Origin of the sequence: Actibacterium ureilyticum, from assembly GCF_002285435.1 — a bacterium.
In the GTDB taxonomy this organism is placed as follows: Bacteria; Pseudomonadota; Alphaproteobacteria; order Rhodobacterales; family Rhodobacteraceae; genus Actibacterium_C; species Actibacterium_C ureilyticum.
Map to the genome: position 1 here is coordinate 466,611 of NZ_NSBT01000037.1, position 14,297 is coordinate 480,907.

General features: G+C 63.9%; 14 protein-coding genes. 12 read left to right on the forward strand and 2 right to left on the reverse strand.

Annotated features, from left to right (window positions below; all coding sequences use genetic code 11):
- The first annotated feature begins 84 nt into the window (after positions 1-84).
- From gatB to CLM60_RS15230, 4 genes are all read left to right on the forward strand, one after another.
- On the forward strand, positions 85-1,599 hold the full coding sequence (gatB, locus tag CLM60_RS15215; RefSeq protein WP_095589972.1) for an Asp-tRNA(Asn)/Glu-tRNA(Gln) amidotransferase subunit GatB: 1,515 nt from the start codon (positions 85-87) through the stop codon (positions 1,597-1,599).
- A gap of 142 nt (positions 1,600-1,741) precedes the next feature.
- Positions 1,742-2,779, forward strand: a complete 1,038-nt coding sequence (locus CLM60_RS15220) for a VPS52 family protein (RefSeq protein WP_095589973.1) — start codon at positions 1,742-1,744, stop codon at positions 2,777-2,779.
- 106 nt (positions 2,780-2,885) lie between these two features.
- Positions 2,886-4,892 (forward strand): acyltransferase family protein, encoded by a 2,007-nt coding sequence (locus CLM60_RS15225; RefSeq protein WP_095589974.1) that lies wholly within the window; start codon positions 2,886-2,888, stop codon positions 4,890-4,892.
- Between the two features lie 123 nt (positions 4,893-5,015).
- Positions 5,016-5,483 (forward strand): DUF4177 domain-containing protein, encoded by a 468-nt coding sequence (locus tag CLM60_RS15230; RefSeq protein ID WP_095590724.1) that lies wholly within the window; start codon positions 5,016-5,018, stop codon positions 5,481-5,483.
- Positions 5,484-5,486: 3 nt separating this feature from the next.
- Here CLM60_RS15230 and CLM60_RS15235 read toward each other — a convergent pair whose 3' ends face one another.
- Positions 5,487-5,744, reverse strand: a complete 258-nt coding sequence (locus CLM60_RS15235) for a BolA family protein (protein ID WP_095589975.1) — start codon at positions 5,742-5,744, stop codon at positions 5,487-5,489.
- Between the two features lie 75 nt (positions 5,745-5,819).
- Between CLM60_RS15235 and CLM60_RS15240 the strand changes: the two genes are divergently transcribed.
- The gene (locus tag CLM60_RS15240) at positions 5,820-6,452 is read left to right on the forward strand and encodes a J domain-containing protein (RefSeq protein WP_095589976.1); all 633 of its coding nucleotides are present in this window, start codon (positions 5,820-5,822) and stop codon (positions 6,450-6,452) included.
- A 156-nt stretch (positions 6,453-6,608) separates the two neighbouring features.
- Here the strand turns inward: CLM60_RS15240 and msrB are convergent, their stop codons facing one another.
- A complete protein-coding gene (gene msrB / locus CLM60_RS15245) occupies positions 6,609-7,079 on the reverse strand; it encodes a peptide-methionine (R)-S-oxide reductase MsrB (RefSeq protein ID WP_095589977.1) in 471 nt (156 codons plus the stop codon).
- Between the two features lie 228 nt (positions 7,080-7,307).
- On the opposite strand from msrB, the gene cobS reads away from it, so the two are divergent.
- From cobS to CLM60_RS15280, 7 genes are all read left to right on the forward strand, one after another.
- Positions 7,308-8,294 (forward strand): cobaltochelatase subunit CobS, encoded by a 987-nt coding sequence (gene cobS / locus CLM60_RS15250; protein WP_095589978.1) that lies wholly within the window; start codon positions 7,308-7,310, stop codon positions 8,292-8,294.
- Between the two features lie 30 nt (positions 8,295-8,324).
- Complete coding sequence (locus CLM60_RS15255; RefSeq protein WP_095589979.1) at positions 8,325-9,032, forward strand: aspartate/glutamate racemase family protein; 708 nt, start codon at positions 8,325-8,327, stop codon at positions 9,030-9,032.
- A gap of 101 nt (positions 9,033-9,133) precedes the next feature.
- A complete protein-coding gene (locus CLM60_RS15260; RefSeq protein WP_141246537.1) occupies positions 9,134-9,535 on the forward strand; it encodes a hypothetical protein in 402 nt (133 codons plus the stop codon).
- 65 nt (positions 9,536-9,600) lie between these two features.
- Entirely contained in the window at positions 9,601-10,002 is a 402-nt protein-coding gene (locus CLM60_RS15265; protein ID WP_141246538.1) for a hypothetical protein, read from the forward strand.
- Positions 10,003-10,081: 79 nt separating this feature from the next.
- Positions 10,082-11,956, forward strand: a complete 1,875-nt coding sequence (gene cobT, locus CLM60_RS15270; protein WP_095589982.1) for a cobaltochelatase subunit CobT — start codon at positions 10,082-10,084, stop codon at positions 11,954-11,956.
- Positions 11,957-12,041: 85 nt separating this feature from the next.
- A complete protein-coding gene (locus tag CLM60_RS15275; RefSeq protein WP_095590725.1) occupies positions 12,042-13,868 on the forward strand; it encodes an aminopeptidase P family protein in 1,827 nt (608 codons plus the stop codon).
- Positions 13,869-13,952: 84 nt separating this feature from the next.
- Entirely contained in the window at positions 13,953-14,297 is a 345-nt protein-coding gene (locus CLM60_RS15280; protein WP_095589983.1) for a DUF427 domain-containing protein, read from the forward strand.

Below are 14,297 nucleotides of genomic sequence, written 5' to 3' on the forward strand. Positions count from 1 at the left end.
AGGTGCTCGTTGGCGCGAAGCGGCTCTTGCCCCCTTCGCGCCCCTGCCCTAGAACACGGATCAATCCCGTGAAGGACAGACACGATGCTTGACCACCTTGCCTATGAAGCCCCCAAACCCAAAGTGATCGCAGGCGCCACCGGCGACTGGGAACTGGTCATCGGGTTGGAGGTGCACGCCCAGGTGGCCAGCAAGGCCAAGCTGTTTTCCGGCGCCTCGACCACCTTCGGGGCCGAGCCCAATTCCAACGTCGCCTTTGTGGACGCCGCCATGCCCGGCATGCTGCCCGTCATCAACGAGGGCTGCGTCGCGCTGGCGGTGAAAACCGGGCTAGGGCTGAAGGCGGAAATCAACCTGTTTTCGGCCTTTGACCGCAAGAACTATTTCTATCCCGACCTGCCGCAGGGCTATCAGATTTCGCAGCTTTACCACCCGATTGTTGGCGAAGGCGAAGTGATCGTCGATATGGGCCCCGGCGTGGCCCGGCGGGTGCGGATCGAACGCATCCACCTGGAACAGGACGCGGGCAAGTCGATCCACGACATGGACCCGCATATGTCCTTTGTCGACCTGAACCGCACCGGCGTCGCGCTCATGGAAATCGTCAGCCGCCCCGACATCCGTGGCCCGGAAGAGGCCGCGGCCTATGTCGGCAAGCTGCGCCAGATCCTGCGTTACTTGGGCACCTGCGATGGCAACATGCAGAACGGCAACCTGCGCGCCGACGTGAACGTCAGCGTCTGCCGCCCGGGGGATTACGAGAAATACCAGGAGACCCAGGATTTCAGCCATCTGGGCACGCGGTGCGAGATCAAGAACATGAACTCCATGCGGTTCATTCAGCAGGCCATCGAATACGAGGCCCGTCGCCAGATCGCGATCCTGGAAGACGGCGGTTCGGTCGATCAGGAAACCCGCCTGTTCGACCCCGACAAGGGCGAAACCCGCACCATGCGCAGCAAGGAAGAGGCGCATGATTACCGCTATTTCCCCTGCCCCGACCTGCTGCCGCTGGAAATCGAACAGGGCTGGGTCGACGACATCGCCGCCACCCTGCCCGAGCTGCCGGACGAGAAAAAAGCGCGGTTCGTCAATGATTTCGGCATGACCGAATACGATGCCGACGTGCTGACCGCCGAGGCCGAAAACGCCGCCTATTTCGAAGCCGTGGCCGAAGGCCGCGACGGCAAGCTGGCCGCCAACTGGGTTATCAACGAGCTGTTCGGCCGCCTGAAACGGGAAGACCACGGCATCACCGAAAGCCCGGTCAACCCCGCGCAGTTGGGCGGCATCCTGGACCTGATCGCCAAGGGCGACATCTCGGGCAAGATCGCCAAGGATTTGTTCGAGATCGTCTATACCGAAGGCGGCGACCCGGCCGAGATCGTGGAAGCGCGTGGCATGAAGCAGGTCACCGATACCGGCGCGATCGAGACCGCCGTCGAACAGGTGATCGCCGACAACCCCGCCCAGGTCGAAAAGGCCAAGCAGAACCCGAAACTGGCGGGCTGGTTCGTGGGTCAGGTGATGAAAGCCACCGGCGGCAAGGCCAACCCCAAGGCCGTCAACGAAATCGTGGCGGCGAAGCTGGGCCTTTAGGGTCACCCACTTTCTGAATGGATCAAGGCGCGCAGGCCAACCCTGCGCGCCTTTGCTTTTGCTCGGGCGGGCGGGATGTGCTGTATTTTCGAGCCCGTCAGCGCTAGGATGCGGCATTTCATTGACGTTCGGGATTTTTCCAATGGCCCATTCGGAACACACGCCGCTACAGGCGCTCAGCCTTAACCTGCAGGACATGATAGATGCCGTTGGCAGCGCGGACAGCGACATCAAAAGCCTGCAGCAACTGCTTGGGGATCTTAAGAAAACACTTGGGTACCCGGCCAAGATGGAGGGCGATCTGACCAAGATCCACGGCCCCCTGACCACCGTTCAGAAACTGGCGAATGATATTTCGTTCCTGCCCGAGATCGGCCCGCCCGCAGGTGCGATGGCCAGGGCCATTCACCCGTTCGTGCTGCCCAGCCCGCCCGGCGGTCTGATCGGCGAAGCGCGCAGTTTCCTGTCGCAGATCGACAAGGCGCTTGGCGACCTCAAGGCCGGGCTGGATAGGATCAAGGCCCCTGTCGACACAGTTCAGGGCCAGTTCGACGCGGTTCTGGACAAGCTGCACGCGTTCAAGGCCGGGGTCGATGACCTGATACGCAGACACGGGCACGGGCGGCAGGTGAACAACTGCGCCCAGGCGCTGAACGCTATCATCGACACGGTGAAAATCGACCTGTCCAAGGCCATGGGCGCCATCGAAAGCCACCTGTCGGCGTTTTTCAAGGTCAGTTCGGCGATCGACGGGGCGCTGCAGGGCATCGGCAGTTTTCTCGGCGCCATCAATGCCGTCGTGCAAGAGGTCACGACCTCCGCCGCCTTTCGCCAGATGAACACGGCGCTGCACAAGATCGACGCCCGGATCGACGAACTGCGGCACAAGTGGGATGTGATCGTCAAAGGCATCCTGCACAGCATGGGGCTGGACCTGAACGCGCTCGAAAACGGGATGGTGCGGTTCGAACATCGGATCGAACATTTCGTGATGAAAAGCGTGAACGACACACTGCACCGGGCCGAAAGCGCCATCGCCAACGAATTGGAACACATCCCCGGCGTGGATCAGTTTGTATCCGGTCTGGAAACGCTGCGTGATAGGGCCGATGAATTACGCCGGAAACTGGAAACCGGCCTGGGCGCGGAATGCACCCAGGTTCTGACCGCGGGCGGCTAAGGGGCATTATGGCCCCGGCTTCTCTGCGCTGCGGCGATCTCTCTTGAAAATCACCCGCCCCGTTGCTAGCATCGCCAAGGTTTTGAAAAGTATGTTGGATTAACGGATGGCGCGCTCTTTTTATCGTGCGGATATCGACGGTCTGCGCACCGTCGCGGTGTTGCCCGTTCTGTTCCACCATGCCGAGTTCTCCTGGATCAGCGGCGGCTATATCGGGGTCGATATCTTCTTTGTGATCAGCGGGTTTCTGATCACCTCGATCCTGATGACTGAAATCCGCGAGGGGCGGTTTTCGATCCTGAATTTCTACGAACGCCGCGCCCGTCGCATCCTGCCGGCCCTGTCGGCGGTTCTGGTATTCTGCATCCCCTTCGCGCTGGCGCTGATGACGCCCGAAGAGTTCAAGGATTTCTCGCAAAGCCTGATCGCGACGCTTCTGTTCGTGTCGAACGTCCTGTTCTGGCTGGAAACCGGCTATTTCCACCCCGATGCCGAGGAAAAGCCGCTGCTGCACACCTGGAGCCTGGCGATCGAGGAGCAGTATTACATTTTCCTGCCGGTCTTCCTGTTCCTGATGTGGCGATACCAGCGGCGCTATCTGCTGCTCAGCATCGTGGCGATTGCGCTGGCCAGCCTGGCTTTCAGCGAATGGGCCTGGCGCAATATCCCGACCGCGAATTTCTATCTGATCTTCTCGCGCGCGTGGGAGCTGTTCGCAGGGTCGATCTGCGCGCTGATCGCGGCGAAGGTCGGTGCGGGCGGGCAGAATACCGGGCGGGCCAACCTGTTATCGCTGGCCGGTCTGGGGATGATCGCCGTGGCGCTCTTCGGCTTTGAAGACGCGACGCCCTTTCCGTCGATTTTCGCGGTGCTGCCGGTGCTGGGCGTGGCGCTGATCCTGCTCTATTCCCGGCAAGGCTCGATCACCTTTGCACTGCTGTCGCTGGCGCCCATCGTGTTCATCGGCAAGATCAGCTACAGCCTGTATCTGTGGCACCAACCGCTTTTCGCCTTTGCCCGCATCCAATCGACCGGCGAGCTGACCGACACGATCTATCTGGTGCTGATCGGCGCGACCTTCGTGCTGGCGGTGCTGAGCTATTATTTCATCGAAACGCCCTTCCGCACGCCCAACCCGCGTCTGCTGGTGACGCGCCGGTCGGTGTTCCTTGGATCGGCGCTGGTCACGCTGGCCATCGGGGCCTTCGGTGCCTGGGGGCAGTTGACCAAGGGGCGCGAGACACTGTGGCTCGCCTATTCCGACCCGACCACGGTCAGGGTCTATCAGATGGTGAGATCGATCAAACAGGACAAATACAACCTGATCGACGATGGCGATTGCCGGGTCATCGCGGGCGAGTTGGACGCGGCCTTGCAACAGCGCATCCGGGCGTGTCACGCAAAATACGGCCCCGGCATCCTGTTGATCGGCGACAGCATCGCGGGCGACCTGTTCGGCGCCGCCGTCACCAACAGCAACGCGCCCTTCCTGATCGGTCTGGGCAAGGGCGGCTGCACCTTCCACACCGAAGCGGACCGCCCCGAATGCCGCATCCAGGACTATCTTTCGTTCCTCGAAGCCGAACCGGGGCTGTTCCGCCTGGCGGTCTATAACCAGCTGGGCACCTTCCTGCTGCTGAACGAGGACGGCGAGAGCGAGGGCGAGTATTTCGTCATCGACACCGACCCCGCCGTGGTCGGTCAATACACGATCAACCAGCCCGCCCTGGCCAAGACCATCGCCGGCCTGACCCGGCTGGCCGATCTGGTCGACACCGTTTGGCTGGGCCCCCGGATCGAGCCGCAGATCGACATGGGTTTCGTCCTGAAAAAGGGCTGCAATTTCGACTATACGCTGAAACAGGATCAAACGGCCCCGTTCCGGATGCTGGATGATGCGCTGTCACAGGCGGTGGCCAAGGCCGCCCATCCCCGCCTGTCCTATATGCCCGCCGAAGAGATGCTGCAGTTCGACGTGGGCCGGGATTTCATCACCTGCGATGCGTTCTATTGGGCCGATGGCGTCCATTGGAGCGCGGCGGGCGAACGCCATTTCGGCGCCCGGCTGGGCCCGCTGTTCAACGATGCCTTTGCCCGCGCCCCGGCCCGCTAACCCAAGGCAAGCGACCTGTTGCGCCGCTGCCCCGCTGGCGCAAATTGCGCAAGGGCGTACAGCTTTTTGGACATGTCCACCGCGAATCGGATAATGTGCAACTTCGCCAACCAGGGGGAAGCGATGCCGCGTTTCGAGTACAAAGTCATTCCCGCGCCCGTCAAGGCCGCGCGGACCAAGGGCGTCAAGGGCACCGACAACCGGTTCGCCCATGTCCTGATGGAACTGATGAACGAACAGGGCGCCGAGGGCTGGGAATATCAGCGCACCGACACCCTGCCCTGCGAGGAACGCAGCGGCCTGACCGGCAAGACCACGACTTTCCGCAACATGCTGGTCTTCCGCCGCAGCCTGGCCGATCCCGCCCCTGAAACCGCCGCTGTTCCGGCGACAGAGGCCCCGGCGGTCGACCCGAAACCCGAACCGGTCGTCGCACAGCGCACGCCCGAGGACATGGCCGCCGCGGCCGTCGCCTCGCTGACCGCCGACGCGCCCGAGGGCAAGGCCCCCGCCGTCGCCCGCCCCGCCGAAGGCAGCGCGCCCGATCTCGGACCCGCCAAGCGCCCCGGCGAAGACGTCGCCGCCGAATAGCCGCTAGGCGTCCAGATCCAGCGCCAGCGCATGGATCCGCCCGATCAGATCGGCCCCCAGCGCCACATGCACGGCCCGATGCCGCGCGATCCGGCTTTGCCCCGCCAGCGCCGCGCTGCGCATCCGCACGCGGAAATGGCTCTCGCCGCCCTCCTGATAGCCCGCATGCCCGATGTGCATTTCGCTTTCATCCACGACCTCCAGCAGATCGGGCGCAAAGGCCTGCTCAAGTTTTTGGCGTATTTCGTCCACAACGGCCATTTTTCGTATCTCACCCCTTCAATCCTGATCCCAAAGGTCTAAACTCTCATGTCCGAGTCGGATAGGTGACGAATTATGACGAAGAACGATCCCTTCGGATTCGACATTTCGGTGTCGGCTGACAAAAAGAAACGCACGCGTGGAAAACGCGGCATGTCGGGGGCGTTCGAGACCTCGAAACGTGTGTGCGAACATCCCGGCTGTCAGGAGGCGGGCCAATACCGCGCGCCGAAATCGCCGGACCACCTGGATGAGTTTCTGTGGTTCTGCAAGGACCACGTGCGCGAATACAATCTGAAATGGAATTTCTTCAACGGCAGCACGCCCGAGGAAATGGAAGAGCAGATGGACAAGGACCGCGTCTGGGGACGCGAGACCAAGCCATTCGGCAAGCAATCCGAGGAACAGCGCGCCTGGGCCCGGCTGGGCGTCGACGACCCGCATCAGGTGCTGGGCGAAAACGCCACGCGCAACCCGGGAAAGTCGATCACCGGCACCCGCCGGCTGCCCCCCACCGAACGCAAGGCGCTGGATATCCTGGAAGCCAAGGATCACTGGACCAAGGCCGAGATCCGCAAACAGTACAAATCCCTGGTCAAGGACCTGCACCCCGACATGAATGGCGGCAATCGCCAGGACGAGGACCGCTTGCAGGAGGTCGTCTGGGCCTGGGATCAGATCAAGGACAGCCGCAGCTTCCAGAATTGAGCCGGGCGCCCCGTTCCGGGGCGCGATCTTTCATGCCTCCGGCGGGAGTATTTGACGAGCAATGAAAGGGGTCCCTTTCATCTTGCTCCAAATATCTCGGGGTTTGGGGCAGCGCCCCAATCACACCCATGTCTTGCGCCGCAGGCGCGCCTTTGATCAGGCGGCCACGAATTTCAGGCTGACGCCGTTGATGCAATGCCGCTTGCCGGTGGGTTCGGGCCCGTCGTCGAAGACATGGCCCAGATGCGATCCGCAGCGGCGGCAATGCAGCTCGGTGCGTACCACCAGCAACTTGCGGTCGGGTTTTGTGGCGACCGCGTTCGGCAGCGCCTGCCAGAAGCTGGGCCAGCCGGTACCGCTGTCATATTTGTGCCGCGAGGCATAGAGCGGCAGGTCGCAGCCCCGGCAAAGATACGTGCCCGCGTCATAAAGCTTGTCCAGCGGCGATGTCCCGGCGCGTTCGGTGCCCTCTTGCCGCATCACCTTGTATTCCAGCGGCGTCAGCATCGCGCGCCACTCTGCCTCGGTCCGGGTGATTTCGAACCCGGCGCCCGTGGCGCGGGTCAGGCCGGCGGCGGCGGCCCCGGCCAGGGCGGTTCCGGCGAACAGAAAGCTGCGGCGGTTCATGGCGGACCTCACATCGATGTCAGATCATCGGTACTGCCCGCAAGGCGCCAAGTACAGGCAACGCACGGCAATGTGATGGCGCCGTGACCGGGCGCGGCGTCGTGGGGACCTATCCGGCCCGACCTTGGTCGTAGGGCCGCAGTTTCTGGGATTGTCCCCTTGCAGCCCCGGGCGGAATGCTGCACCACTGACAAGGATAGGACAGACCCGAGTTGAAGGACGGCCAAGATGGCGGATGGCAAGATCGAATTGCAGGCAAAACCCACCGAAGAGATCTCGGTTCGCGAGGTTTTCGGGATCGACAGCGACATGGTGGTCAAGGGCTTTGCCGAGCGGACCGATCGCGTGCCCGATCTGGACAGCACCTATAAATTCGATCCCGACACCACGCTGGCCATTCTGGCGGGTTTTTCCCACAACCGCCGCGTGATGATCCAGGGCTATCACGGCACCGGCAAATCGACCCATATCGAACAGGTCGCCAGCCGGTTGAACTGGCCCTGCGTGCGGGTGAACCTGGACAGCCATATCAGCCGGATCGACCTGATCGGCAAGGACGCGATCAAGCTGCGCGACGGCAAGCAGGTGACCGAGTTCCAGGAAGGCATCCTGCCCTGGGCGCTGCGCAACCCCACCGCGATCGTCTTCGACGAATACGATGCGGGCCGCGCCGATGTCATGTTCGTGATCCAGCGCGTGCTGGAGGTTGACGGCAAGCTGACCCTGCTGGACCAGAATGAGGTGATCACCCCCCACCCGTATTTCCGGCTGTTCGCCACCGCAAACACCGTGGGTCTGGGCGACACCACCGGCCTTTATCACGGTACGCAACAGATCAACCAGGGCCAGATGGACCGCTGGTCGCTGGTGGCCACGCTGAACTACCTCAGCCACGACGCCGAAACCAATATCGTGCTGGCCAAGAACCCGACCTATAACACCGAAAAGGGCCGCAAGATCATCAGCCAGATGGTCACCGTGGCCGATCTGAGCCGCACCGCGTTCATGAATGGCGATCTGTCCACGGTGATGAGCCCCCGGACCGTGATTGCCTGGGCGCAGAATGCCGGGATCTTCCGCGATGTGGGCTATGCGTTCCGCCTGACCTTCCTCAACAAATGCGACGAGTTGGAGCGCCAGACGGTGGCCGAGTTCTATCAGCGCTGCTTTGACGAGGAACTGCCGGAAAGCGCTGCCAGCATGAGCCTGGGGTAAACGGGCCGTGCCGATCCGTCATCCGCAGGAATGAGCGGCAGGCCGCTTCATATCGGCCTGATCGGCGGCATCGGCGTGGCCGCGACCGTTGTCTATTACCAGCGCCTGACCCGGGCGGTTGCGGCGTTGGGTGGGCGGCTGGAGCTGACCATCGTGCATGCCGATGTGCAGGAACTGATCCGCAAAAATCTGGCCGATGACCGGGCGGCGCAGGCCGCCGTTTATGCACCGCTGATCGACCGGCTGCGCGCGGCGGGCTGCGATTGCGCGGCGATCACCTCGCTGGGCGGGCATTTCTGTTTCGATGAAACCGTTGCGCTGTCGTCGCTGCCGCTTGTGTCGGCGGTCACGCCGCTGGATGCCTATTTCGCGGCGCAAGGGCTTGATTGCGTGGGCCTTCTGGGCACGCGCGTGGTGATGCGCACCCGGCTTTATGGCCAATTGACCCGCACCCGCGCCGTGGCGCTGGACGACCGGATCGAAACGCTGGGCCAGACCTATCAGGACATGGCGGTGACCGGGACCTGTACGCCCGAACAGCGGGCGCTGTTTCTGGATGCGGGCGCGCGGATGGTCACGGACCACGGCGCGCAGGCCATTGTGCTGGCGGGGACCGATCTGAACCTGGCCTTCGACAGTCAAACCCCGGGATACAGGGTGATCGACGCGCTGGATGTGCATGTGGATATCCTGGCGCGATTGGCGGCGGGGCGGATCGGTCTGACGGATATCGAGTAAAGCAAATGCCTGTGCATTGGGTATTTAATCAATATCTAATGTATATACATTTATCTTGACTTAACCACAGCCTGTCATAACCTTGTGACATGACACACACAGTGACCCGCACCCTTTGCGGCATGGTCCTGTTGATTGTGACGACGCATGCCGCATCTGCCCTGCCCGGCTCGCCCCAGCAACGGGCCGAGATGTTCGCCACCTGCGCCGGGCGGCTACAGGCGATGGCGACCCGCCAGCGGGCCGACCGGGACCCGGACGCCAACCAGACCGAACGCTTCAGCGCCGATTTCCTGATGCTGCTAGAGGCGACCCTGCCCGCCGCGATTGCCGATGGCCTGACGCCGCAACAGGCGGTGACCTGGCGGTCCAGCGGCTGGGTCGAGGTCGCCTATCTGCTGGCCGACCGGTATTACAGCCACGATCCAACACGCATCGACCGCGCGACGCAGCGCCTGTCAGAGCGGCTGTCGCATTGCCGGGACCTGATCCTGCCGGGGTGAGGGTTTTTTTATTTCGGCGTATTATTAATCCTATTTTTGCCATTATCGCCCTTATAATGGGCGATATGAAAACTTTGATCCTGTGCATCCTGCTTCTGATGCCGCTTGGCGGACATGCGGGGGGCCTGCCGGCCTCGGCCGCAGAGCGTTTGCGGGTCTTTGCCGATTGCGCCGGGCGGCTGTCGGCACTGGAGGAACAGCAGCGCCTGTTCGATGGCGCCGCGTCGGAACGGACGGCCCGGCTGAAAACCGTTTTCGACGATCTGATCACCGCGACCCTGCCCGATGCGCGACAGACCGGCATTTCGGGGCGTACCGCCCTGCATTGGCAGGTCAGCGCCAAGCTGGCACAGGCGGCGCTGCTGCAATCGGCGGTGTTCGGCGACCGGCCCGCCCGCTCGGCGCGGGACCGCGCGCTGGCCGACCGGTATCTGGCCAGCTGTCACCGCCTGATCCTGGGCGTGTGATTTCAGACCTTCGGCCTATGGCCAAGCGGAGCCGGACCCTCTAGGTTGCGGGTCAGGGTAATCGCAGGTCCGCAGGCGCATGAAACAATCCGACAATCCGGCAGATCCGTTCAAGAAGGCATTGGCCGAGGCCACCAAGGTCATGGCCGACGATCCGGAGCTGAGCGTCAACTATTCCGTCGATCCGCCGGGCATGAATGACGACACCGTCCGCCTGCCGCAGGTCAGCCGCCGGATGACCCGGGACGAGGTGCTGCTGGCGCGCGGCACGGCGGATGCCTTTGCCCTGCGGCGCCGGTTTCACGATGCCAAGCTGCACCAGCGCTATGCCCCTGCGGGCGACATGGCGCGGGACCTGTACGAGGCGATGGAATCGGCCCGGTGCGAGGCCGTGGGCGCCCGCCACATGCCCGGCACCGCAGGCAATATCGACACGATGATCGCCGCCGATGCCGAACGGCGCGGCTTTGCCCAGATCACCGCTGCCTCGGACGCGCCCTTGGCGACGGCTGCGGGGTATCTGATCCGGCATCTGGCCACGGGCCGCGACCTGCCCGGGGGCGCGCAGAACGTGATGGAGCTGTGGCGCGGGTTCATCGAGGAACAGGCCGGCGGCACGCTGGAGGGGCTGGAAGACACGCTGAACGATCAGGCGGCCTTTGCCAGGTTCGCTCGCCAGGTGATCGACGATCTGGGCTATGGCGACCAGCTGGGCGAGGATCCCGACAGCGAGGAAGACGACAGCACCGAGGAAAGCCAGGAAGAGCAGGACGACGATCAGCCCGACAGCACCGGCAGCGATGACGAGGACAGCTCGGACGATGCCGATGCCAGCCCCGAGCAGGACCAGGAGCAATCCCAGGACATGGCCGAGGCGCAGGTCAGCATGGATGATCTGGCCGATCAGGAAATGTCCGAGGAAACCGAGCTGCCCGAGGGCGACGCGCCGCTGGAGCCGCCCCCGCCCCCGCCGCATTCCGATGCCGATCCGAATTACGTGGTTTTCGCGACCGAGTTCGACGAAGAGGTCCGGGCCGAGGATCTGGCCGAACCGGCGGAGCTGGAGCGGCTGCGGGCCTATCTCGATCAGCAGCTCGAGCCGCTGAAGGGCGCGGTAAGCCGTCTGGCCAACAAGCTGCAGCGCCGGTTGCAGGCACAGCAGAACCGCAGCTGGGAATTCGACCTTGAGGAAGGCATCTTGGATGCGGGCCGTCTGGCGCGGGTCGTGGCCAACCCCACCACGCCCCTGAGCTTCAAGGTCGAGAAGGATACCGAGTTTCGCGACACGGTGGTGACGCTGTTGCTGGACAATTCCGGCTCGATGCGCGGGCGGCCGATTTCGATCGCGGCGATCTGCGCCGATGTTCTGGCCCGCACGCTGGAGCGCTGCAGCGTCAAGGTCGAAATCCTGGGCTTTACCACCCGCGCCTGGAAGGGCGGGCAGAGCCGCGAGAAATGGCTGGCCGAGGGGCGCGCGCAGCAGCCCGGGCGCCTGAACGACCTGCGCCATATCATCTATAAGCCCGCCGATGCGCCGATGCGGCGGACGCGCAGCAATCTGGGCCTGATGATGAAAGAGGGGCTTTTGAAGGAAAACATCGATGGCGAGGCTCTGGAATGGGCGCATCGCCGCATGGTCGGCCGCCCCGAGGCGCGCAAGATCCTGATGGTGATTTCCGATGGTGCGCCGGTGGATGACAGCACCCTGTCGGTGAATCCCGCGAATTACCTGGAAAAGCACCTGCGCGACGTAATCGCCATGGTCGAGAAGAAGAAGGCGGTCGAGCTGATCGCCATCGGTATCGGCCATGACGTGACCCGCTATTACGACCGGGCGGTGACGATCACGGATGTGGAGCAGCTGGCGGGCGCGATGACCGAACAACTGGCCAGCCTGTTCGACAGCGATCCGCGCGCACGGGCGCGGGTGATGGGGATCAAGAAGGCCTCGTGATCCATGCGCCTTCGGGCGACGTTTGCGCATGGACTTTCTTGCCTTCGGCGAGGATATTTTCGCCAAGAAGAATGGAGGCCCGCCCATGTTCCAGACATTCGACAGCCCGACCTCGCCCACGACCGGGGCGCCGCGCGTTGCGGAGTTGCGCGCGCAGATGGCAGCGGCGGGGCTGGATGGGTTCCTGGTGCCGCGTGCGGACATGTTCCAGGGCGAATATGTGGCCGATTGCGATGCGCGGCTGGCCTGGCTGACGGGGTTTACCGGCTCGGCCGGGTTTGCTGCCGTGTTGGCGGGGCGCGCGGGTGTGTTCATCGATGGCCGCTATCGCGTGCAGGTCAAGGCGCAGGTCGATCTGCAGGAGTTCACGCCGGTCGACTGGCCCGAGACCAAGCTGGCCGATTGGCTGAAAGAGGCGCTGCCCGATGGCGGTGTGGTGGGGTTCGATCCCTGGCTGCATACGGTACGCGAGGTCGAGGCGCTGGAACAGGCGCTGGCGGGCAGCGGGATCACCTTGCAGCGCAGCGCCAACCTGGTCGATGCGATCTGGGCGGACCGGCCCGCGCGCCCGCGCAACCCGGTGCGGGTTCAGCCCGACGATCTGGCCGGGGAAGCGCATGCCGCGAAACGCCGCCGGCTGGCCGCCGGGCTGGCGGCGGCGGGCCGCCGGAGGGCGATCCTGACCCAGCCGGATTCGATCTGTTGGCTGCTGAACATCCGTGGCGCCGATATCCCGCGCAACCCGGTTGTACAGGCGATGGCGGTTCTGGACTGGACCGATCAGGTGCAGCTTTTCACCGATGCGCCGCTGGAGGACGATCTGCGGGCGCATCTGGGCCCCGAGGTGTCGACCCATCCGCTGGACCGGCTGCTGGATCACCTGTCCGAGGCCGAGCAGCGTACGTTCCAGATCGACCCGGCCACCTGTCCGGTGGCGATTCTGGACCATCTGGCGGCGCTGGGATCGGATGACGGCAAGGGCATCGGTGTCACCCGGGGTGACGATCCCTGCGCGTTGCCCAAAGCCTGCAAGAACGCGGTCGAGATCGCGGGGGCCCGCGCGGCGCATCTGCGTGACGGGGCGGCGATGTGCGAATTCCTGGCCTGGCTGGACCTGACGGCACCGGGTGGCGATCTGACCGAGATCGACGTGGTGACCGAGCTGGAGGTCTGTCGCCGCGCCACCAATGCGTTGCAGGAGATCAGCTTCGACACCATCGCGGGCGCCGGTCCCAATGGCGCCATCGTGCATTACCGGGTGACGCAGGACACCAACCGCCGCGTGACCCCCGGCACGCTGCTGCTGGTGGACAGCGGCGGGCAGTATCTGGACGGCACCACCGACATTACCCGCACCATCGCCGTCGGCGCCCCCCCGCCCGAGGCGGCCGAGTGTTTCACCCGCGTGCTGAAGGGAATGATCAAGATCTCGATGGCGCGGTTCCCCAAGGGGATCGCGGGGCGCGATCTGGATGCGCTGGCGCGCTATAACCTGTGGCTGGCGGGGCAGGATTACGATCATGGCACGGGCCACGGCGTGGGGTCCTATCTGTCGGTGCATGAGGGGCCGCAGCGCCTTTCGCGGGTGTCGGATGTGCCGCTGCAACCGGGCATGATCCTGTCGAACGAGCCGGGCTATTACCGCGAAGGGGCCTTTGGCATCCGGATCGAGAACCTGATCGTGGTCGAACCGGCGCCGGATCTGCCGGGGGGCGACACGGGCCGCGCGATGCTGCAATTCGAAACGCTGACCTTTGTGCCCATCGACCAGCGGCTGATCCTGCCAGAGCTGCTGAATGTCGACGAACTGGCCTGGCTGAACGCCTATCACGCCGAGGTGGCCGAGAAGATCGGGCCGCGCCTGTCGGCGGGGGCGCGCGACTGGCTGCGGGCGGCGACCGCGCCCTTGTGACCCTTGGGCGCAGGGGACGAACCGACATGGTAATGTCACATCAGGAACGCTAGTATCCGCCGGCAACGGAAGGGGAGACGACAAATGACAGGCAACATCACCATGCGCAAGGCGGACGGTGTCTGGGTTGTGCGCGCCGGTGGCGCGGTTCTGGGCGAAAGCCGGGACGCGATCGAATTGAGCGAAGGCGACCTGCCGCCGGTGATCTATTTCCCCCGTGACGACATCGCGATGGCGTTTCTGGATGAAAGCGCCACCCGCACCACATGCCCGCACAAGGGCGAGGCCTCGTATTTCTCGATCCAGACCAAGAGCGAGACGCTGAACGACGCGGCGTGGTCCTATGAGGATCCGATCGCGGGGGCCGAGCGGATCAAGGGGCATCTGGCCTTTTACACCAGCGGCAAGGTGGCGGTCGAACAGCTGTAA

What these genes read in the sequence shown, in the direction of transcription:
- cobS (WP_095589978.1), top strand. Translation starts at nt 7,308, where the DNA reads ATGGCGGATGGCAAGATCGAATTGCAGGCAAAACCCACCGAAGAGATC.
- msrB (WP_095589977.1), bottom strand. Translation starts at nt 7,079, where the DNA reads ATGAACCGCCGCAGCTTTCTGTTCGCCGGAACCGCCCTGGCCGGGGCC.
- CLM60_RS15255 (WP_095589979.1), top strand. Translation starts at nt 8,325, where the DNA reads ATGAGCGGCAGGCCGCTTCATATCGGCCTGATCGGCGGCATCGGCGTG.
- CLM60_RS15280 (WP_095589983.1), top strand. Translation starts at nt 13,953, where the DNA reads ATGACAGGCAACATCACCATGCGCAAGGCGGACGGTGTCTGGGTTGTG.
- gatB (WP_095589972.1), top strand. Translation starts at nt 85, where the DNA reads ATGCTTGACCACCTTGCCTATGAAGCCCCCAAACCCAAAGTGATCGCA.
- CLM60_RS15225 (WP_095589974.1), top strand. Translation starts at nt 2,886, where the DNA reads ATGGCGCGCTCTTTTTATCGTGCGGATATCGACGGTCTGCGCACCGTC.
- CLM60_RS15230 (WP_095590724.1), top strand. Translation starts at nt 5,016, where the DNA reads ATGCCGCGTTTCGAGTACAAAGTCATTCCCGCGCCCGTCAAGGCCGCG.
- CLM60_RS15220 (WP_095589973.1), top strand. Translation starts at nt 1,742, where the DNA reads ATGGCCCATTCGGAACACACGCCGCTACAGGCGCTCAGCCTTAACCTG.
- CLM60_RS15240 (WP_095589976.1), top strand. Translation starts at nt 5,820, where the DNA reads ATGACGAAGAACGATCCCTTCGGATTCGACATTTCGGTGTCGGCTGAC.
- CLM60_RS15265 (WP_141246538.1), top strand. Translation starts at nt 9,601, where the DNA reads ATGAAAACTTTGATCCTGTGCATCCTGCTTCTGATGCCGCTTGGCGGA.
- CLM60_RS15275 (WP_095590725.1), top strand. Translation starts at nt 12,042, where the DNA reads ATGTTCCAGACATTCGACAGCCCGACCTCGCCCACGACCGGGGCGCCG.
- CLM60_RS15235 (WP_095589975.1), bottom strand. Translation starts at nt 5,744, where the DNA reads ATGGCCGTTGTGGACGAAATACGCCAAAAACTTGAGCAGGCCTTTGCG.
- cobT (WP_095589982.1), top strand. Translation starts at nt 10,082, where the DNA reads ATGAAACAATCCGACAATCCGGCAGATCCGTTCAAGAAGGCATTGGCC.